The organism is Ectothiorhodospiraceae bacterium 2226 (genome assembly GCA_013348725.1).
In the GTDB taxonomy this organism is placed as follows: Bacteria; Pseudomonadota; Gammaproteobacteria.
In genome coordinates this window covers 1,129,986-1,147,750 of sequence record CP054689.1, presented here as the reverse complement: position 1 = coordinate 1,147,750, position 17,765 = coordinate 1,129,986, and the positions used below count along the sequence as shown (strand labels likewise).

At 67.6% G+C, this 17,765-nt stretch carries 20 protein-coding genes; 18 read left to right on the top strand and 2 right to left on the bottom strand.

The annotated features are described in order from the left end of the window. Nucleotides 1-5: 5 nt before the first annotated feature. From HUS23_05535 to HUS23_05515, 5 genes are all read left to right on the top strand, one after another. Nucleotides 6-899 carry an AAA family ATPase gene (locus tag HUS23_05535; protein QKT04988.1) on the top strand — a complete coding sequence of 298 codons (894 nt, stop codon included), beginning with the start codon at nt 6-8 and terminating at the stop codon, nt 897-899. Between the two features lie 7 nt (nt 900-906). Further along, nucleotides 907-2,058 carry a tetratricopeptide repeat protein gene (locus HUS23_05530; protein ID QKT03303.1) on the top strand — a complete coding sequence of 384 codons (1,152 nt, stop codon included), beginning with the start codon at nt 907-909 and terminating at the stop codon, nt 2,056-2,058. Nucleotides 2,059-2,122: 64 nt separating this feature from the next. Next, nucleotides 2,123-2,869, top strand: coding sequence for a TIGR04219 family outer membrane beta-barrel protein (locus HUS23_05525; GenBank protein ID QKT03302.1), 747 nt, complete (start codon nt 2,123-2,125; stop codon nt 2,867-2,869). 241 nt (nt 2,870-3,110) lie between these two features. After that, nucleotides 3,111-4,523 (top strand): hypothetical protein, encoded by a 1,413-nt coding sequence (locus HUS23_05520; GenBank protein ID QKT03301.1) that lies wholly within the window; start codon nt 3,111-3,113, stop codon nt 4,521-4,523. Between the two features lie 9 nt (nt 4,524-4,532). After that, entirely contained in the window at nt 4,533-5,117 is a 585-nt protein-coding gene (locus HUS23_05515) for a hypothetical protein (GenBank protein QKT03300.1), read from the top strand. Between the two features lie 15 nt (nt 5,118-5,132). Here the strand turns inward: HUS23_05515 and HUS23_05510 are convergent, their stop codons facing one another. After that, the gene (locus tag HUS23_05510; GenBank protein ID QKT03299.1) at nt 5,133-5,813 is read right to left on the bottom strand and encodes a ComF family protein; all 681 of its coding nucleotides are present in this window, start codon (nt 5,811-5,813) and stop codon (nt 5,133-5,135) included. Between the two features lie 112 nt (nt 5,814-5,925). Here HUS23_05510 and HUS23_05505 point away from each other — a divergent pair, with 112 nt between their 5' ends. The 11 genes from HUS23_05505 to HUS23_05455 all read left to right on the top strand — a co-directional run bounded on the left by HUS23_05505 (nt 5,926) and on the right by HUS23_05455 (nt 16,057). After that, on the top strand, nt 5,926-6,315 hold the full coding sequence (locus tag HUS23_05505; protein QKT03298.1) for a hypothetical protein: 390 nt from the start codon (nt 5,926-5,928) through the stop codon (nt 6,313-6,315). After that, nucleotides 6,312-7,292, top strand: coding sequence for a biotin synthase BioB (bioB, locus tag HUS23_05500; protein ID QKT03297.1), 981 nt, complete (start codon nt 6,312-6,314; stop codon nt 7,290-7,292). Before HUS23_05505 ends, bioB begins: the two co-directional genes overlap by 4 nt. Before the next feature lie 17 nt (nt 7,293-7,309). Beyond that, nucleotides 7,310-8,473, top strand: a complete 1,164-nt coding sequence (gene bioF, locus HUS23_05495) for an 8-amino-7-oxononanoate synthase (protein ID QKT04987.1) — start codon at nt 7,310-7,312, stop codon at nt 8,471-8,473. Next, nucleotides 8,460-9,209 (top strand): pimeloyl-ACP methyl ester esterase BioH, encoded by a 750-nt coding sequence (gene bioH, locus HUS23_05490; protein QKT03296.1) that lies wholly within the window; start codon nt 8,460-8,462, stop codon nt 9,207-9,209. The genes bioF and bioH overlap by 14 nt, the downstream gene beginning before the upstream one ends. Then, nucleotides 9,202-10,092: a malonyl-ACP O-methyltransferase BioC gene (gene bioC, locus HUS23_05485; protein ID QKT03295.1), complete on the top strand. Its 891-nt coding sequence runs from the start codon at nt 9,202-9,204 to the stop codon at nt 10,090-10,092. Before bioH ends, bioC begins: the two co-directional genes overlap by 8 nt. After that, nucleotides 10,089-10,760, top strand: coding sequence for a dethiobiotin synthase (bioD, locus tag HUS23_05480; GenBank protein QKT03294.1), 672 nt, complete (start codon nt 10,089-10,091; stop codon nt 10,758-10,760). Before bioC ends, bioD begins: the two co-directional genes overlap by 4 nt. A 320-nt stretch (nt 10,761-11,080) precedes the next feature. Next, a complete protein-coding gene (locus HUS23_05475; protein ID QKT03293.1) occupies nt 11,081-11,596 on the top strand; it encodes a DUF2244 domain-containing protein in 516 nt (171 codons plus the stop codon). 156 nt (nt 11,597-11,752) lie between these two features. Beyond that, complete coding sequence (gene coxB, locus HUS23_05470; protein ID QKT04986.1) at nt 11,753-12,784, top strand: cytochrome c oxidase subunit II; 1,032 nt, start codon at nt 11,753-11,755, stop codon at nt 12,782-12,784. Nucleotides 12,785-12,807: 23 nt separating this feature from the next. Beyond that, nucleotides 12,808-14,385, top strand: coding sequence for a cytochrome c oxidase subunit I (gene ctaD / locus HUS23_05465; GenBank protein ID QKT03292.1), 1,578 nt, complete (start codon nt 12,808-12,810; stop codon nt 14,383-14,385). A gap of 156 nt (nt 14,386-14,541) precedes the next feature. Next, nucleotides 14,542-15,141, top strand: a complete 600-nt coding sequence (locus HUS23_05460; GenBank protein QKT04985.1) for a cytochrome c oxidase assembly protein — start codon at nt 14,542-14,544, stop codon at nt 15,139-15,141. Nucleotides 15,142-15,190: 49 nt separating this feature from the next. Continuing rightward, a complete protein-coding gene (locus HUS23_05455; protein ID QKT03291.1) occupies nt 15,191-16,057 on the top strand; it encodes a cytochrome c oxidase subunit 3 in 867 nt (288 codons plus the stop codon). A gap of 93 nt (nt 16,058-16,150) precedes the next feature. Here the strand turns inward: HUS23_05455 and HUS23_05450 are convergent, their stop codons facing one another. Continuing rightward, nucleotides 16,151-16,360, bottom strand: coding sequence for a twin transmembrane helix small protein (locus HUS23_05450; protein QKT03290.1), 210 nt, complete (start codon nt 16,358-16,360; stop codon nt 16,151-16,153). A 63-nt stretch (nt 16,361-16,423) separates the two neighbouring features. Between HUS23_05450 and HUS23_05445 the strand changes: the two genes are divergently transcribed. After that, complete coding sequence (locus tag HUS23_05445; protein ID QKT03289.1) at nt 16,424-17,173, top strand: SURF1 family protein; 750 nt, start codon at nt 16,424-16,426, stop codon at nt 17,171-17,173. A gap of 3 nt (nt 17,174-17,176) precedes the next feature. After that, complete coding sequence (locus HUS23_05440) at nt 17,177-17,764, top strand: SCO family protein (protein QKT03288.1); 588 nt, start codon at nt 17,177-17,179, stop codon at nt 17,762-17,764. Nucleotide 17,765: the final 1 nt, after the last annotated feature.

Genomic DNA, 17,765 nt, shown 5'->3' with positions numbered 1-17,765 from the left:
GCATGATGTACCTTGAGCACTTCGGGCTGCGTGAGCAGCCCTTCCGCCTCACCCCGGACACCGCGTTCTTCTTCGCCTCCGGTCCGCATCAGGAGGCCTTCAATACCCTGCTGGTCGCGGTGCAGTCGGGCGAGGGTTTCGTGAAGGTTACCGGCGAGGTGGGCACGGGTAAGACGCTGCTGTGCCGCAAGCTGCTCGATGCCTTGGGCGACGGATTCGTTACCTGCTACGTGCCCAACCCGCAGTTGACCCCCAAGGGGTTGCATCTGTCGGTGGCGCAAGAGCTCGGCCTGGCCGTGGACAAGGCGCAGAGCCAGCACCGCCTGGTGCAGCGACTCACCGAGCGCCTGCTGGCGCTCTGCCAGGCGGGGCGGCGCGTGGTGGTGGTGCTGGACGAGGCGCAGTGCATGCCGCTCGAGACCTTGGAGGCCCTGCGTCTGATGACCAACCTGGAGACGGAGAAGGCCAAGCTGATGCAGGTCGTGTTGTTCGGCCAGCCGGAACTGGACGAGCGTCTCGCCGCGCGCAGCGTGCGCCAGATCCGTCAGCGCATCACCTTTTCGTACGCCCTGCGACCGCTGGACCGCGCGGCGGTCGGCAGCTACGTCGCCCATCGCCTGCTGGTGGCCGGCTCGCATGGCCAGGTGCAATTTCGCCCGGCGGCGCTGCGTGAGCTGCATCGGGCGAGTCGCGGCCTGCCGCGTCTGGTGAACGTGTTGGCACACAAGGCCTTGATGGTCGCCTACGGGCGCGGCGAGCAGGCGGTGCGGCGTACCGACGTCCTGCTGGCGGTACGTGACACCGAGTCCGCGCGTCAGCCCCGGCCGATGTTGGCGTGGACCGTGCTGCTCGCCGGCTGCGCCGCCGCGGCCACCGCCACGGCGGTTTACCTGTCATGAGGATGCGATGAGCGTCATCAACCAGATGCTCCAAGACCTGCAGCGGCGCCAGGGGCCGGCCGGTGTCGCCGGTGCCTTGCCGCCGGCGCGACCCGTCGCGGCGCGGGCAGCGGCGGGGTGGTGGGGCTGGGCGGCGGCCGCCGCCCTGGCGGCTGCGCTGGTCTACGTGAGCTGGGGGGCAGGCTCCGCCCCGCCGCCCACGGCGGCGCTTGCCCCGCCGGCCCCCGCGCCACACGATGCGCCGACCGTAGCCACCGTGCCCGCGGTGGTCGCGGCGGCCGAGCTCCCCGCCAGGACGGAATCGCCTGGGGATGAGCGCGCCCCTGCACCGAACGCGGAACCGGTAGCGCGGGTGGTCTCGACCCTGCCCGAGCCCGACTCCGGCATTGCGGCGGCGCATACCACGACGCCGCTTGCTTCGGCGTCTACCCCCTCGAGGCATGAGGCCGAGGCGGCACCGCGCATGGAGGCGGTGGTTGCGCCGGAAGCCGGTCCGGCGGATGAAGCTCGCGCTGTTGCGGCGGGAACGCCGCCCTCGACCGCGTCGACGATGCAGCGGCGGGCGCGGCCCTTGAGCGACGTCGAGCGCGGGGAGCTTGCCTACCGGCGCGCCTTGGCCGAACTCGATGCAGGGGAAGAACAGCCGGCCCGAGCGGCGCTGCGTGAGGCGTTGGTGTTGGCGCCCGCGCATCGCTACGCGGCCGAATTGCTCGCGGCCCTGCTGGTGCGCGCCGCCTACCACGAGGAGGCGCAACGGGTCCTGGAGGCGGCGCTGCGCCATCGCCCCGGCGACCCGGGCCTCACGCAGCTGTTGGCGCATGCCCATGTGCACGCGGGCAGCGTCGAGGCGGCCGTAGCCGTCCTGGAACGACAGCCGCCGCCGTTGGCGGCCCAGCCGGAGTACCACGCCTTGCTCGCCGCGCTGTACCAGCAGCTGGGCCGCCATGGCGCGGCCGCGCAGGGGTATCGGGCGTTGCTGCAGGTCGATCCCGAGCACGCGCCCTGGTGGGTGGGGCTGGCCATTTCTTTGGAGGGGCGGGGGCATTGGAGCGAAGCGCTGGGTGCCTACCGCCGCGCGCTGGAGCTGGGTACGCTCGCCGCCGATTTGGCCCGTTACGCTGAGAACCGCGTCACAGTACTCGAACGTGCTCGCCGTTAGCGTTCACTTATGGGCCGCCTCCCGTCCCAACAATCAATAACCAAACCTATAAGGAGTACGTCTTTTGAAGCCAAGAACAATTGCCTACGCCGCCGCCGGCCTGTTGATGACCCCCGCCGCTCACGCCGACTTTCTCGGCTTCGGAGCCGGCGCCGCCCTGTGGCAGCACACCCCGAGCGGTAGCGTGCAGTACCGCGGCGATGAAATCGACATGCGCGATAGCGGCAACGGGCTCGGCCTCGATCGCGACCGCGATGCCATGATCTGGGCGCACCTCGAGCACCCGGTACCGCTGCTGCCCAACGTGCGGCTGATGCACACCAGCGTCAGCAACGCCGGGAGCGGTACGCTGAACCACAGTTTTGGCTCCTTTAATTTCAGCGAAGCCGTGGACTCCAGCATGGACCTGCGCCAGCTCGACGCGGTGCTGTATTGGGAGCTGCTGGACAACTGGGTGGAACTGGACCTCGGCCTGCAGGTGAAGGCCCTGGACGGCGAGATCGAGGTGCGCGGCCGTACCAGCGGCCGACAGGAACGCGCCGAGTTCAGCGGCGTGCTGCCGATGGGTTACGCGCGCGCGGCCTTCCATCTGCCGCTGAGCGGGTTCGCGGTGGAACTGGCCGGGGCCGGGATCAGCTACGATGGCCATCGACTCACGGACCTGATGGCGCAGGTCAGCTACCGCTCCTCGTTCGGCCTGGGCGTCGTCGCGGGCTGGCGCGAGCAGCGCCTGAAGCTCGACGACCTCGACGACGTCACCGCCGATGTGACCATCGACGGCCCCTACGCGGGCCTGTTCTACCGCTTCTGAGTGCCCGCGCGGCCGGCGCTCCGCGCCGGCCGCGCTTTCTATCGCCGGCACGCTGTACCGGCCGCTTGCGGCTGCAGAAACTCGCCGCCGCCTCCCGCTCTTCTTCTCGCCTCGCCCGCCGTGGCCGACCCCACGCTAGACGACCCCGCGCCCGCGCGCTTTGCAAGCCCGGAATCCGCTGTTAACATCCGGATTCTTGGGGAATTACATCAGCCAATAACAACGATAATGAGGAGTGAACATGGCTACTCTTACCCCGCTTGTACGTCTCCTGCCGCTACTGTCCCTCCTGCTCCTGATCGGTTGTGCCAAGCCGCTCGTCATCGTGCCCGACAATGTGGGTGAGCGCGGCCTGCTGGTGGCCCAGGTCGCCTCGCAAAGCATGCCCGAGGTGCTGCGCGGCGATCCCGTCATCAAGCACCCCGATGGCGAGCATCGCACGCACATCGGCGGGATTCGCGGCGACACCCTCATCGTTCCGCTGCATCCGGGCGAGTACGAGCTCTCGTACCTGCAGCAGATGACGGGTAGCTCTTCCATCCCCACCGCCGTGGGCACCATGCACCAGACGAGCTACCGCAACTATCCCGTGCATCGCCGCTTCACCATCGAGAGCGGGCGGGCCACCAACCTCGGCATGCTGATCATCGAGGACGCTGGTTTCCGCCGCGTGCTCGTGCGGCAGGCGAACAACCAAAACGAGATCGAGCGGTTCCTGCAGGACCGCTATCCCGCCACCTACGCGTCCTTGCGCGCCGAGCCGCGCATCGTGGACGCGCCGGGGCAGCGTCTAGACCAACCCGAACTCGCGGCACTGCGGCGTCACATCGCGGACCAGCGCGCCCGCGACGCGGCATGGGACCTCGAGGAGGGGGCGACGCGCCTCATCGCCGGACCGGCGGGTACCTTGGCGCACGTACGCCGTGGTGCAGACGGCGTGTCGGTCGAACAGCTCGTGGAAGCGCCCACGGTAACGGATCTTTCCGGCTGTAGCGGCACCGCGCGGCGGCTCGCGTGTGTCTCCGGACCGCATCACTACCTTCTGGTGGAAGGGGACCGCGCGCAGGAACGTAACGCACCGGCGGGCGTCGTCATCAACAGCGCACACGCCTTCGGCGAGCGCGGCGTTGTACTCGCCGATGACAACATGCGCCTGCACCTCTCCCGCGACGGTGGCCGTTCGTGGAGCGTGGTCGAAGAAGCGGTCCGCGCGAAGCCGTTCGACCGCAGCCGCTATCGTGGCATCGCCTTGAACCATGTGGTGTTTACCAACGGCAGTCGTGGCTTTTACGCGTTCGAGAGTGGGGGCGGGTCCAACACCGGCCTGGTCCACGTGAGCTTCGATGGCGGCACACCGAAGTCGATTCCCCTGCCGCGCTCGCTGTCGCGGCTCCGAAACCTCGTGGAAACGCCGAGCGGGGTCTATCTCACCCCGGCCTACACCGAGATGGCAAAAGGCAAGGTGCACTTCCTGCCGCGCGAGGATGCCGAGTGGCAGGTCTACGACTTGCCTGTGGCCGGCTGTCGCGATATGCGCGTCGCCGCCGCTGCACCGCGCATCATGGACGTGTCCTGCCGGAGCGGGTACTACCGTTCCGAGGACGGCGGCCGCCATTGGGCGCCGCTGTTCCAGGCCCAGTCGCTGTTTCGCTAGGAGGCGCACATGTCGAGACGCGCAGTGGCGGCGGCCGGCTTGCTCCTGTGCGCCACGGGGTTGGTCACCGGTTGTAGCACGACGGCGCACAGCGTGAGCGCCGACTATCGCTTTCAGGCGGGGGGCACGAAGGGCCTGGCGGTGTACTCGACGCGCCTAGAAGATCACTGCGGCGCCGGCATCACCACGACCATGCTCAGCGTCGAGGGGATAGCCGCGCAGCGCAGGGTGCGGGATCAGTTCATCGTGTCGAACGCCTTCATCAAACGTGATTTCGAGGACCCGCCGGGCTATTTCTTCGTCCAGGAGCTGGCGGCGGGCGACTACAGGGTGAGCCAATTGGAGGTCTACAGTTCCAGAGGGGGCGGTACGGCGCAACTGGATCGCCATTTCACGCTCGCGCCCGGCGCGGTGCACTATCTCGGCGAGTTCTATGTCACCCGCCCCGACTGCAGTCGTTATCGCTTCGAGGTCAACGACGAGTGGGCGCGCGATCAGGCCCTGCTCTTCGAGCGGGTAGGGAGTCTGCGCGGTGCCGCGGTGGTCAGTCACGTCGAACGCTTGCGCGAGGTGGGCGTACCGCACGCGCAGTGAGGCGCGGGCGGTCGGTTAGGCGCGCGCCAGCACCCATGCCTCGACGCGCTCTACGCCCGCGCGGAGCAGGGCCTCGGCCATCGCCTCCAAGGTGTGGCCGGTGGTCATGACGTCGTCCACCACCGCCACATGCCTGGCGGGCAGCGGGCGCGCGAGCTCGAATGCGCCGCGCACGTTGGCGCGGCGCGCCTTGGCCGACAGCCCGGTCTGTTGCGCGGTGGGGCGGATGCGTCGGCACGCGTCGGCCACCAGCGGCAGTGCGAGATGTCGCGCGGCCGGCCGGGCCAATTCCAAGGCCTGGTTGTAACCGCGGCCGCGCAGGCGGGCGGGATGCAGCGGCACGGGAACAATCAGCTCCGGCCAGGGCTCGCTGCGGCGGGTGTCGAGGTGCTCGGCCAACAGCCGCCCGAGACCGCGCGCATGCTGAATCTGCGCGCGAAACTTGAGTCCTTGGATCAGGTGGTCCAACGGCGCTGCGTAGCGGAACGGGGCGTGCACGGCGCTGACCAGCGGCGCGCGGCGCTGGCAGGCGCCGCACAGGCTCGTAGGGTTGGCCAGCGGCCGCGCGCAGCGGGCGCAGGCCGGACCGAGGCGGGGCAGGTCGCCGAGACAGCCGGGGCAAAGGCCCGCGCGGGCGGGCGCGAGACACAGGGCGCAGCGGCCCGCCAGCAGCCAGTGGCCGATCGATGACCACATGTAAACCCCTCCCTCGTCGCTCGGTTGACAGCCGATCCGCGCGCCGTATCATCGTCCACCTCTGAGCGCCCGGCTCGCGGTCGGGCTCACCACCCCCAAAGGGGAGACGAGCATGACCGATTCTTCTTCGCATGTGGTAACGGCGCGCAGCGCGCGCAGTGCGGCCGCGCTGTTCAACTATGGGAACATCGTGGCGGCGCTGGTGCCCTTCCCGCTGGGCATCTTCTGGTTGGGCGGCTCCATGCTGGTGTACGCCATGAATCGCCACAACCCCAACCCCAAGGTCGGATACTACACCCAGATCGCTGCCTATCGGCTGTACGGGGTGGCGGGGTTCATCGTGGTGGTCGCGGCCTTCTTCGGCACCGACCCGACCTATTGGTTGATCACCTGGGCGGTGGCCGCCGCCATACTCATACCCTGGTCGGTCTACGACCTTTACCGCATTCGGCAGGACCACTGGACCGACGTCGCGATGCACCTGGATGGAGACGAACAATGAGCGCTGTGCGCAACGATTGGACACGCGATGAGGTGCTCGCCCTGTTCGAGCTCCCGTTCGCGGACTTGATGTACCGCGCGCAGCAGGCGCATCGCGCCCACTTCGACCCCAACCGCGTCCAGATCAGCACGCTGCTGAGCATCAAGACCGGAAAATGCCCGGAGGACTGCGCCTACTGTCCGCAGAGCGTGCGCTTCGACACGCCGGTGGAGCCCGAGGCCCTGATGGACGCCGAGGCGGTGCTGGCGCAGGCACGCGCGGCCAAGGCGCAGGGCGCGACCCGTTTCTGCATGGGGGCCGCTTGGCGGCGGCCGAAGGGACGGGATCTCGAACGGGTGGCGGAGATGGTGCGCGGCGTCAAGGCGTTGGGCTTGGAGACCTGCGCCACCCTGGGCATGCTCGACGCCGGGCAGGCCGAGGAGTTGGCCGACGCGGGGCTCGACTACTACAACCACAACCTCGACACCTCGCCCGAGTTCTACGGCAGCATCATCAGCACCCGCACCTATCAGGACCGGCTGGAGACGCTGGAGCACGTGCGCGGCGCGGGCCTGAAAGTCTGTTGCGGCGGCATCGTCGGTATGGGTGAGGCGCGTGCAGACCGGGCGGGGCTGCTGGTGCAACTGGCGACCCTGGACCCGCATCCCGAGAGCGTGCCGATCAATATGCTGGTGCGGGTGGAGGGCACGCCGCTGGCCGACCAGGCCGCGCTGGACGGCCTGGAATTCGTGCGCACCGTGGCCGTGGCCCGTGTGCTGATGCCGGGCTCGCACGTGCGCCTGTCCGCCGGCCGCGAGGCGATGAGCGACGAACTGCAGGCGCTGTGTTACTTGGCGGGCGCCAACTCGATCTTCTACGGCGAGAAGCTGCTGACCACCGACAATCCGGCGGCCGCCGCCGACCGCGCCCTGTTTGCGCGCCTGGGTATCGAGCCCGAGGCGCCGCGCTCCGAGGCGCCCCTCAGCGCTGAGGCGTGAACGCGCGCCACGCCGCCTTGGCGCGCGCGTTGACCGAGCGCGCGCAGCAGGGCCTGTACCGGCGTCGTGAGGTATTGAGCGGTGCGCAGGGACCCGAGGTGGTGATCGGCGGCCGGCGCTACCTCAATTTCCGCAGCAACGACTATCTCGGCCTAGCGGCGCACCCCGCGCTGCGCCAGGCGCTGGCGGAGGCTGCCGAGCGCTACGGGACGGGCGCCGGTGCCTCGCACCTCCTGGGCGGTCACAGCGCCGTCCACGAGGAACTGGAAACGGCCTTGGCGGCCTTCGTGGGCCGCCCGCGTGCGCTGCTGTTCTCCACCGGCTACATGGCCAACCTGGGCACCGTCACGGCGCTGGTGGGCCGCGGCGAGACGGTACTGCAGGACCGGCTCAATCATGCCTCCCTGCTGGATGCCGCGGTGCTGGCACGCGCCCGCCTGGTGCGCTACCGCCATGCCGATGCCGCGGCACTCGGGGACGCCATCGCCCGCGCCGAGCGCCCCGCCTTGGTGGTCACCGACGGGGTATTCAGCATGGACGGCGACATCGCGCCGCTGCCGGCCCTGGCGCAAGCGGCGCAGGCCGCGGGGGCGTGGTTCATGGTGGACGACGCTCACGGCTTGGGGGTGTGCGGTTCGGGCGGGGAGGGCAGCGTGGCGCAGCACGGTTTGACCGGCGAGGCCGTGCCGCTGCTGATGGGCACGCTCGGCAAGGCGCTCGGGACCTTCGGCGCGTTCGTCGCCGCCGACGAGGTGCTGATCGAGACCCTGATTCAGCAGGCGCGCCCGTATGTGTACACCACCGCACTGCCCCCCGCGATCGCAGCCGCCGCCCTGGCCGCGGTTACGCTGGTGCGCGAAGAGCCCTGGCGCCGCCGCCGCCTCGCCGAGCGCGTCGCCCAGTTTCGCACCGAGGCCGCCGCGCACACGCTGCCGCTGCTCGCCTCCGACACCGCTATTCAACCCGTACCGGTCGGCGACGTGACGCGTGCGCTCGCCCTTGGCGAGCGTTTGCGCGCCCGGGGCGTCTTGGTCGGAGTGATCCGCCCGCCCACGGTACCGCCGGGCGGGGCACGCCTACGCGTGAGCCTGAGCGCCGCGCACGAACCGGAGCAGGTCTCGCGCCTGGTGCGCGCGCTGGCCGACGCCTGGGCGCAGGAGGGTGGTCGTGCCCCGTCCTGAGCCCCTGGTGCTGCTGCATGGCTGGGGCATGCACCCGGGCTTTCTCGCGCCGCTCGGCGCGACGCTGCCCGAGCGCGCGGTGGCCGCGCTCGCGCTGCCGGGGCATGGTCCGCGCGCTGCCGAGCCGGTCCAAGACGGGGCGGGCGCGGCGCTACTCTCCAACTGGGCACAGGATGCCGCGGCACAAGCGCCGCGCGGGGCCGATTGGTTGGGCTGGTCGCTGGGCGGGATGGTGGCGCTCGCGGTCGCGGCAGCCGCGCCGGATGCCGTGCGCCGCTTGGTGCTGGTGGCCTCCAATCCCCGCTTTGTGAGCGCCGACGATTGGCCGCACGCGGTGGCGCCGGCGGTCCTAGAGGCCTTTGCGGCCGAGCTGGCGCAGGACCATCGCGCCACGTTGCTGCGCTTCCTGGCGCTGCAGGCGCGCGGTGCGCGCGCCGACGTGCGCGACCTGCGGGTGGCCCTGGATGCGGCGCCCACACCGGCGCCGGGCGCCTTGCGCGCGGGCCTGTCGATTTTGCGCGGGGCCGATCTGCGCGGGCTGCTCCCCCGCGTGCGCCAGCCGGTGCTGTTGATCGGCGGCGAACGCGACACGCTGGCGCCGCCCGCCGCGCTGGAGGCCGTCGCCGCGGCGCTCCCCGATGCGCGGCTGCGGCTCCTGCGCGGCGCGGGCCACGCCCCCTTTGTGAGCAATCCTGAACAGGTGAGCGCGTGGATACGGGAGTTTCTCGATGAGTGAGCGCGACGACGTATACCGGGTGGACAAGGCGCGCGTGCGTCGGTCCTTCGACCGGGCGGCGCCGGCCTACGAGGGGGTTGCCGTGTTGCAACGTGAGGTGCGTGGCCGGCTGCTGGAACGCCTCGACCTCGTGCGTCTGCGGCCGGCGGCCGTGCTGGACCTGGGGGCGGGCACGGGGCCGGCGGCCCGCGCCCTGGCCGGTCGCTACGGCGACGCCCACGTGTACGCGCTCGACCTCGCACCCGGGATGCTGCGCGAGGCGCGCGGCGCGCGTCCGCTCTGGCAACGCTGGTTCGGCCGCCAGCATTTCGTATGTGGCGATGCCGAGGCGCTGCCGCTCGCCGCGGGGAGTGTGGATCTGGTGTTCTCCAACCTGGCGCTGCAATGGTGCAACGACCTCGACCGCACGTTCGCCGAAATCCGCCGCGTGCTGCGCCCCGACGGCCTGCTGCTGTTCAGCACCTTCGGGCCGGATACCCTCAAGGAGCTGCGCGAGGCGTGGCGCGCGGCCGACGCGCACACGCACGTGAACGCCTTCATCGACATGCACGACATCGGGGACGCGCTGTTGCGCGCCGGTTTCGCGGATCCGGTGATGGACATGGAGTCCCTGTGCGTCACCTATCCCGAGGCGCTCGACCTGATGCGCGACCTCAAGACCCTTGGGGGACGCAACGCCACCCTGGGGCGGCCGCACGGGCTGACCGGCCGCGGGCACCTGCGCCGCGTGGTCGAGGCCTACGAGCCGCACCGCAGCGCCGGGCGCCTGCCTGCCACCTACGAGGTCGTGTACGGCCACGCCTGGGTGCCCCGTGCCGCGCCAGCCGACGCGGCCGGTGTGGCGCGTGTGTCGCTCGATGACCTGCGCCCGCGCCGCCGATGAAAGGCTGGTTCGTGGCCGGTACCGACACCGGCATCGGCAAGACGCGGGTGGCTTGCGCCCTGGTGCATCGGCTGCGCGCGCAGGGGTACCGCACCGTGGCGATGAAGCCCGTGGCCAGCGGGTGCCTGCGTAGCGCGCACGGCTTGCGCAACGAGGACGCCCTCGCTTTGATCGAGGCGAGCGCGACCGCGGCGCCCTACGGCGACGTCAACCCCTATGCCTTCGAGCCCGCCATTGCCCCGCACATCGCCGCCGCCGAGGCGCACGTGACCGTCGAGCTCGAGGTGGTGCGGGCGGCGTACTCGCGGCTCACGCGCGACGCCGACGCCGTGGTGGTGGAAGGATTGGGCGGGTGGCGCGTGCCCCTGGCGCCTGAACTGGAAGCGGGCGATCTCGCGGCCGCGTTCGGTCTGCCGGTGGTGCTGGTGGTGGGCATGCGCCTCGGTTGCCTCAACCATGCGCTCCTTACCGCCTCGGCCATCGCAAGCGGTGGCTGTCGCCTGGCCGGCTGGGTCGCCAACTGTATCGAGCCCGCCATGCCACGGTTGCACGAGAACATCGCCACGCTGTGTGAGCGCCTGCCGGCGCCGCTGCTCGGCACGCTTCCCTTCGAACCCGCCCCCGCCGCGCTTGCGGCATCCGCCGCGAGGCTTCGCCTCCCCGATTGAACGGCCGTTAGACGACGCCTGGACCCCAAGCTACTTTTATCAGCAAAGGGCGTACGCAGGCGCGTAATGCTGCTTCATAAGCCGAATGTGCGGGAGCCCCATGTTTTTTTGATGGGATACCTATTGACATTTTGCTGCACCAAAGGCGTAAAGTAGCCCTCAGTGCCAAAAGTGATACCTATTGCATTGCAACGCTTTGATATAAAGCCACTTAATCGCAGCAAATTAGAATAAACTGATTCTGCGATGGAGGTCGGGAATGGCGGCACGGATCAGCAGGCCATGCGGTAAGCCATCTCTCCCGCTACGGGGAACGAGTCATGGTCGATGCCTATTGTGATGCGGACCATGACGACTGCCGCTTCGTGCTGCGGCCCGATCGTTCGTTGCCCTGGCGCACGCTGATGCTCGTGTACGCCGGCATCGCTACCGTTTGCCTCGGCGTCGGTGTGTTCTGGGCCTTGCAGGGGGCGTGGCTGGTGCTGCCGTTCGCGGGGATCGAAGTGCTGGCCCTCGGCGCCGCCTTCTACCTGTCCGCCCTGCGCGGGCGTGACTGCGAGATTGTTTCCGTCGCCGAGGAGACGGTCGCGGTGCAAAAAGGCCGCGCCCGCCCTACCGAATCCTATTCCTTCCCGCGCCGTTGGGCGCAGGTCATCCTCAAACATCCGTCCGCGCGCATCCATCCGCTTCGGCTCGCCATCCGCTCGCATGGGCGCGAGGTCGAGTTGGGCGCCTTCTTGCGCGACGACGAACGGGAAAAGTTGGCACAGGCGTTGGCACGCGCGATAGGGGTTCCGCTGGGACGCAGCGCAGCGGCAGTGAGGCCCCCGGCGTGACGCCACGCGTAACAACCAAGAACGACAAATCGAGAAGGAGCCATTGGCATGACCGCAAGCACTTATAACAAGCCATGGTCGGGCCTGCTGTTGCTGCTGCTACTGCTGCCCGGCGCGGCGTCGGCCTACGAGGACCTGCCGGCTTGGGCCTTCAACATGCAAGCGGCCGCCAGTCCCATGGCCGAGGAGATCTTCGCGCTGCACATGCTGATCTACTGGATCTGCGTGGCCATCGCGGTGCTGGTCTTCGGCTTCATGTTTTTCTCCATCTTTCGCTATCGCAAGTCCAAGGGGGCAGTGGCGGCCCAGTTCCACGAAAGCACCACGGTGGAGATCGCCTGGACCATCGTCCCCTTCCTCATCTTGGTCGGCATGGCGGTGCCCGCCACGCGCACCCTTATCGCGATGGAGGACACCAGCGGCTCGGAACTGTCGGTGGTGGTCACCGGCTACCAGTGGTACTGGAAGTACGACTATCTCGGGGAGGACGTCAGTTTCTTCAGCCGATTGACCACCTCCGAGGAGGAACGGCTCGGACAGGTCGAGAGGAGCCCAAACTACCTCTTGGAAGTGGATAACCCGGTGGTTATTCCCACCAACACCAAGGTCCGCTTCCTGCTCACCTCCAACGACGTGATTCACGCCTGGTGGGTGCCGCGGTTCGGCGTGAAGAAAGACGCCATCCCGGGCTTCGTCAACGAAGTCTGGGCCGATGTGAGCGAACCAGGCGTGTACCGCGGCCTGTGTGCCGAGCTGTGCGGGCGCGGCCATGCGTTCATGCCGATCGAGGTGCACGTCGTGCCGCAGGAAGAGTACGTCGCCTGGCTGGACGAGCAGCGCCAGCTGGCCGCCGCGGAGGCCGAAGCGGCGGAGCAGGAATGGAGCCAGGAAGACCTCATGACCCGCGGGCAGCAGGTGTACAACACCAACTGCGCGATGTGCCACCAAGCGAATGGACAGGGCGTGCCGGGCGTATTCCCGGCGCTGGCAGGGAGTGACAAGGTGACGGGCGACGTCGAGCAGGCGGTCGACATCGTCATGAACGGCGTGCCGGGAACGGCGATGCCCGCCTTCGGTCCGCAGCTGAACGACGTGGACCTGGCCGCCGTCGTCACCTACATCCGCAACGCTTGGGATAACAACGCCGGTGACGCTGTGCAGCCGGCCGACATTCAGGCCGCGCGCTAGCGCCGGACGGGAGGAGAAGAGCAATGAGCAACGCTACGGTTGCACACGAGTCCCATCACGACGAGCCGCCGCGCGGGCTGACCCGCTGGCTGTTCAGTACCAACCACAAGGACATCGGTACCCTGTACCTGTTCTTCGCGCTCATCATGTTGTTCGTGGGCGGCGCCATGGCGCTGGTGATCCGTGCCGAGCTGTTCCAGCCCGGCCTCAGCATCGTCGACCCGCACTTCTTCAACCAGATGACCACCATGCACGGCCTGGTGATGATCTTCCTGGTCATCATGCCGGCCTTCGTGGGCTTGGCGAACTGGCTGGTACCCATGATGGTGGGGGCGCCGGACATGGCCTTCCCGCGCATGAACAACTGGAGCTTCTGGATCCTGCCGTTCGCCTCCGCGCTGCTCCTCGGTACGCTGTTCATGCAGGGCGGTGCGCCGGCGTTCGGTTGGACGGCCTACCCGCCGTTGTCGGCGGTGGCGCCGCAGAGCACCGACTTCTTTATCCTGTCCGTGCACATGATGGGTATCTCGTCGATCATGGGCGCGATCAACATCATCGCCACCATCCTCAATATGCGCGCGCCGGGCATGACGTTGATGAAGATGCCCCTGTTCGTGTGGACGTGGCTGATCACGGCGTTCCTGCTGATCGCCGCCATGCCGGTGCTGGCGGGCGCGGTGACCATGCTGCTCACCGACCGTCACTTCGGCACCAGTTTCTTTGACGCCGCGGGCGGTGGCGACCCGGTGCTCTATCAGCACATCTTCTGGTTCTTCGGACACCCGGAGGTGTACATCCTGATTCTGCCGGCGTTCGGCATCGTCTCGCACATTATCCCCACCTTCTCGCGCAAGCCGCTGTTCGGCTATAGCTCGATGGTGTACGCCGTGGTGAGCATCGCGGCGCTGTCGTTCATCGTGTGGGCGCACCACATGTTCACGGTGGGCATGCCGCTCGGGGCGTTGCTGTTCTTCATGTACACCACCATGCTGATCGCGGTGCCGACCGGCGTGAAGGTGTTCAACTGGGTGACGACCATGTACCGCGGCTCGCTCACCTTCGAGACGCCGATGCTGTTCGCCATCGCGTTCGTGTTCCTGTTCACCATCGGCGGTCTGTCCGGCCTGATGCTCGCCATCGTGCCGGCCGACATCCAGTACCACGACACCTACTTCGTGGTGGCCCACTTCCACTACGTGCTGGTGCCGGGCGCGCTGTTCGCCATCATGGGCGCGGTGTACTACTGGCTGCCGAAATGGACCGGCCACATGTACAACGAGACCCTCGGCAAGTGGCACTTCTGGCTGTCGGCGATCTCGGTGAACATCACCTTCTTCCCGATGCACTTCGTCGGGCTGGCGGGTATGCCGCGCCGCTACGCCGATTACCCGCTGATGTTCGCCGACTGGAACATGATCTCGTCGGTGGGCGCCTTTATCTTCGGGTTCTCTCAGCTGCTGTTCGCCTACATCGTCATCAAGACCATCCGCAGCGGCGCACCCGCTACCGATCGCGTCTGGGAAGGTGCGCATGGGCTGGAGTGGACGCTGACCTCGCCGCCGCCTTACCACAGCTTCACCGAGGCGCCGCAGGTCAAGTAGTCATAACTCGGGCGGCCTCTCGAGGCCGCCCCCTTCAGGAGTGTCGATGACCGAAGAAGACGAGCAGCGGCGCCGCCGCGCGAACTGGCGGGTGTTGATCATCCTCGTCGCGGTGGTGGCGAGTCTCTATCTGCTGATGGTGTTGCGAGGGACATGATGAAAAGCGAGGTGCAGAAGGCAAATCGGCGCATGTTGGGTCCGCTGGTGTTGGTGGTGCTCGGCATGTTCGGGTTTGGCTTTGCGCTGGTCCCGCTTTATCAGGTCTTTTGCGATATCACCGGCTTCGACGGCCGTACCGGACGCATCGCGGCCGATGCGGAGTACACCGCGGTGGATACCGATCGCTGGGTCACGGTGGAGTTCGTCGGGCTGGTCAACGGCGAGCTGCCCTGGGATCTGCGGCCGGAAGTGACGCGCATGCAGGTGCGGCCGGGGGAACTGATCAGCACCAATTACGTCGTGACCAACCGGGCGCCCGAGCCGACGGTCGGCCAAGCGGTTCCCAACGTCGCCCCCAACGTATGGTCGCGTTTCTTCAACAAGACGGAATGTTTCTGCTTCACGCAGCAGACCCTGGAGGCGGGGGAGCAGCGCACCATGCCGGTGCGTTTCGTGGTCGATCCCCGCCTGCCGCAGGACGCGGTGCAGCTCACGCTCTCGTATACCTTCTTCGAGGCCGGGGCAAAGCCGCGTCAACGGGACGAGGATCGGATGGCGAAGGGGCGCCGACAGGCATCGACCGAGGTATTGAACTGAGGCGCCGGCGGCTCCTCGACACCAACAACCACAACATAAGGAGTTACTGATGGCACACGCGCATGGTGGAGGCTATTACGTGCCGCAGCCAAGCCATTGGCCGTTGGTAGGGTCGATTGCGCTGTTCTTCCTGGCCCTGGGCCTGGTGAATACCCTGCACGACGCCACGGCCGGTCCTTGGCTGATGCTGATCGGCGCCGCGATCCTGATCTACATGCTGTTCGGCTGGTTTGGCACGGTAATCCGCGAGAGCCTGAGTGGGTTTTACAACGATCAGGTCGACCGCTCGTTCCGTTGGGGAATGAGCTGGTTCATCTTCTCGGAGGTGATGTTCTTTGCGGCGTTCTTCGGGGCGCTGTTCTACGTGCGTATGTGGGTGCTGCCGTGGCTGGGGGGCGAGCCCAATAACGAGATGACGCATCTGTTGTTGTGGCCGCAGTTCGAGGCTGCCTGGCCGACGGCTGGCCCGGGTCTGGCGCAGGACTTCGAGATCATCGGTGCTTGGGGCATTCCCGCACTGAACACGCTAATCCTGTTGACCAGCGGCGTGACCATCACCATCGCCCACTGGGGCCTGAAAGAGAACAACCGCCGCAAGCTGATCACCTGGCTGGCCGCCACCATCGCCCTGGGTCTGGTGTTCCTGGGCTTCCAGGCTTACGAGTATGCGCACGCCTATCAGGACCTGAACCTGACCCTGCAGAGCGGCATCTACGGTTCAACCTTCTTTATGTTGACCGGCTTCCACGGGCTACACGTCACGCTTGGGGCGATCATGCTGATCGTGATCCTGGCGCGCAGCATTAAGGGCCACTTTACCCCCAAAAACCACTTCGGGTTCGAGGCGGTGGCATGGTACTGGCACTTCGTGGACGTGGTCTGGCTGTTCCTGTTTATTTTCGTGTACTGGCTGTAAAGTCGACAGGCGAGGGGCGCTGCCTGCGCGTCGGGCAGCGCCCCTCGTTTTCCATGCAGCAAGCGCTGCCATGCCAGCGCCCCTGGGTAGGGGCTAGACCATCGGGGTGTTGCCGCTGATCAGGCCGGTCGCGAAAGCGAGCATCAGCAGCGCAAATAGGGCGACGGACAGCGCGACGCGAACCGTCAGCGCGCGCACCGCGCGGGTGGAGTTACCCTGATCACGGACAACGTAGAACAGCCCTGAAGCCAGGCTGGCGAAAATCCCGAGTAGCAGGACGATGATGATGGCTTTGACGAACATGGCCGGTTACCGAGTCACAGGGATAGTTGAGTATAACCCAGTGCGCCCGCGAATGATTTGCCGATGCGGCTAGGCTCCTGGTGCTTCACGCCGAGCTGGTTCCCAACCCTGGTGACCCTGGTTTTGTTGCCGATTCTGGCGGGCCTCGGATTCTGGCAACTCGACCGGGGCGCGCAGAAGAGCGCCCAGGCCGATGCCCACGCCGCCCGTGCCGCCGCTCCGCCCGTCCCCTTGACCGCGCTGCCGCTGGATGTGGAGGCCGTGCGTTACCGCTCGGTTATGGCGCGCGGCCGCTACGACGGCGAACAGCAGATCGTGCACGCCTATCAACCAAACGCCGGCCGACTTGGTTTCAACGTCTACACCCCTCTGGAGTTGAGCGCCGGCGGGCCGCCGCACACCGTGCTGGTGCATCGCGGATGGGTGCCGCATGGCCCGGAGCGGCTCGACGTGCCACCGCTCCCGGTGCCCGATACGGAAGTGGCGGTGCGCGGCATGCTCGATCGATATCCGGCGGTGGGCCTGCGCCTCGGTCCGGCGGACGACGGCCATGCGGGCTGGCCACGCGTGGTGCAGTATATGGAGCAGGCACACCTGGAAGGGGCGCTGCATCGCGAGCTGCGTCCCTACGTCCTGCGCCTCGAGGAAGGGCAGCCCGGCGCGCTGACGCCGAACTGGACACTGTTTCATTTCGGTCCCGAACGCCATTACGGCTACGCGCTGCAGTGGTTCGGGCTGACGTTGGCATTACTGGTGATCTATATCGCGGTCAACACGCGCCGCTGTGCGCGAGCCGAACGCAAAGGGGGGTAGCGAATGATTCGTGAGCGGCGGGTAAAAGTGCTAACCCTGGGGGGGCTGTTCTTGTTGTTCGTCGGACCGTTACTGCTGGCGACGGTGCTTTATCTCAACCCCTCGTGGGTGCCCGAGGGGCGCACCAACCACGGCTATCTGCTCGAGCCGCAGGTGAGTTTGCAGATGCCGCCACTGCAGGCGCTGGACGGAGATGCCGTCACCGCCGACGTGCTGGAGGGTCGATGGACCTTCCTGTACCTGGACCATGCCGCCTGCGACGCCGCCTGCGAGCACAACCTCTACAAGATGCGTCAGGTGCGCCTTGCGCAAGGCAAGGACATGAATCGGGTGCAGCGTCTGTTCGTGCTCACTCAAGGGGAGAGCGACGCGCGCCTGCAGGATCTTCTGCGCGAGCATCCCGGACTGCTGGTCGCCCGGGCGCCGGGCGAGGGCGTGGCGGCCTTCCGGCGCCAGTTGCCTGCGGCGGACGGGCATATCTTTCTCGTGGACCCGCGCGGAAACGTGGTGCTAATGTATCCCTCAGATGCTGATCCACGCGACATCCTGGACGATCTAAAACACCTACTAAGAGTGTCCCGCATCGGATAAG

What these genes read in the sequence shown, in the direction of transcription:
- HUS23_05535 (QKT04988.1), top strand. Translation starts at nt 6, where the DNA reads ATGTACCTTGAGCACTTCGGGCTGCGTGAGCAGCCCTTCCGCCTCACC.
- HUS23_05530 (QKT03303.1), top strand. Translation starts at nt 907, where the DNA reads ATGAGCGTCATCAACCAGATGCTCCAAGACCTGCAGCGGCGCCAGGGG.
- HUS23_05520 (QKT03301.1), top strand. Translation starts at nt 3,111, where the DNA reads ATGGCTACTCTTACCCCGCTTGTACGTCTCCTGCCGCTACTGTCCCTC.
- HUS23_05515 (QKT03300.1), top strand. Translation starts at nt 4,533, where the DNA reads ATGTCGAGACGCGCAGTGGCGGCGGCCGGCTTGCTCCTGTGCGCCACG.
- HUS23_05510 (QKT03299.1), bottom strand. Translation starts at nt 5,813, where the DNA reads ATGTGGTCATCGATCGGCCACTGGCTGCTGGCGGGCCGCTGCGCCCTG.
- HUS23_05505 (QKT03298.1), top strand. Translation starts at nt 5,926, where the DNA reads ATGACCGATTCTTCTTCGCATGTGGTAACGGCGCGCAGCGCGCGCAGT.
- bioB (QKT03297.1), top strand. Translation starts at nt 6,312, where the DNA reads ATGAGCGCTGTGCGCAACGATTGGACACGCGATGAGGTGCTCGCCCTG.
- bioC (QKT03295.1), top strand. Translation starts at nt 9,202, where the DNA reads ATGAGTGAGCGCGACGACGTATACCGGGTGGACAAGGCGCGCGTGCGT.
- bioD (QKT03294.1), top strand. Translation starts at nt 10,089, where the DNA reads ATGAAAGGCTGGTTCGTGGCCGGTACCGACACCGGCATCGGCAAGACG.
- HUS23_05475 (QKT03293.1), top strand. Translation starts at nt 11,081, where the DNA reads ATGGTCGATGCCTATTGTGATGCGGACCATGACGACTGCCGCTTCGTG.
- coxB (QKT04986.1), top strand. Translation starts at nt 11,753, where the DNA reads ATGCAAGCGGCCGCCAGTCCCATGGCCGAGGAGATCTTCGCGCTGCAC.
- ctaD (QKT03292.1), top strand. Translation starts at nt 12,808, where the DNA reads ATGAGCAACGCTACGGTTGCACACGAGTCCCATCACGACGAGCCGCCG.
- HUS23_05460 (QKT04985.1), top strand. Translation starts at nt 14,542, where the DNA reads ATGAAAAGCGAGGTGCAGAAGGCAAATCGGCGCATGTTGGGTCCGCTG.
- HUS23_05455 (QKT03291.1), top strand. Translation starts at nt 15,191, where the DNA reads ATGGCACACGCGCATGGTGGAGGCTATTACGTGCCGCAGCCAAGCCAT.
- HUS23_05450 (QKT03290.1), bottom strand. Translation starts at nt 16,360, where the DNA reads ATGTTCGTCAAAGCCATCATCATCGTCCTGCTACTCGGGATTTTCGCC.
- HUS23_05445 (QKT03289.1), top strand. Translation starts at nt 16,424, where the DNA reads ATGCGGCTAGGCTCCTGGTGCTTCACGCCGAGCTGGTTCCCAACCCTG.
- HUS23_05440 (QKT03288.1), top strand. Translation starts at nt 17,177, where the DNA reads ATGATTCGTGAGCGGCGGGTAAAAGTGCTAACCCTGGGGGGGCTGTTC.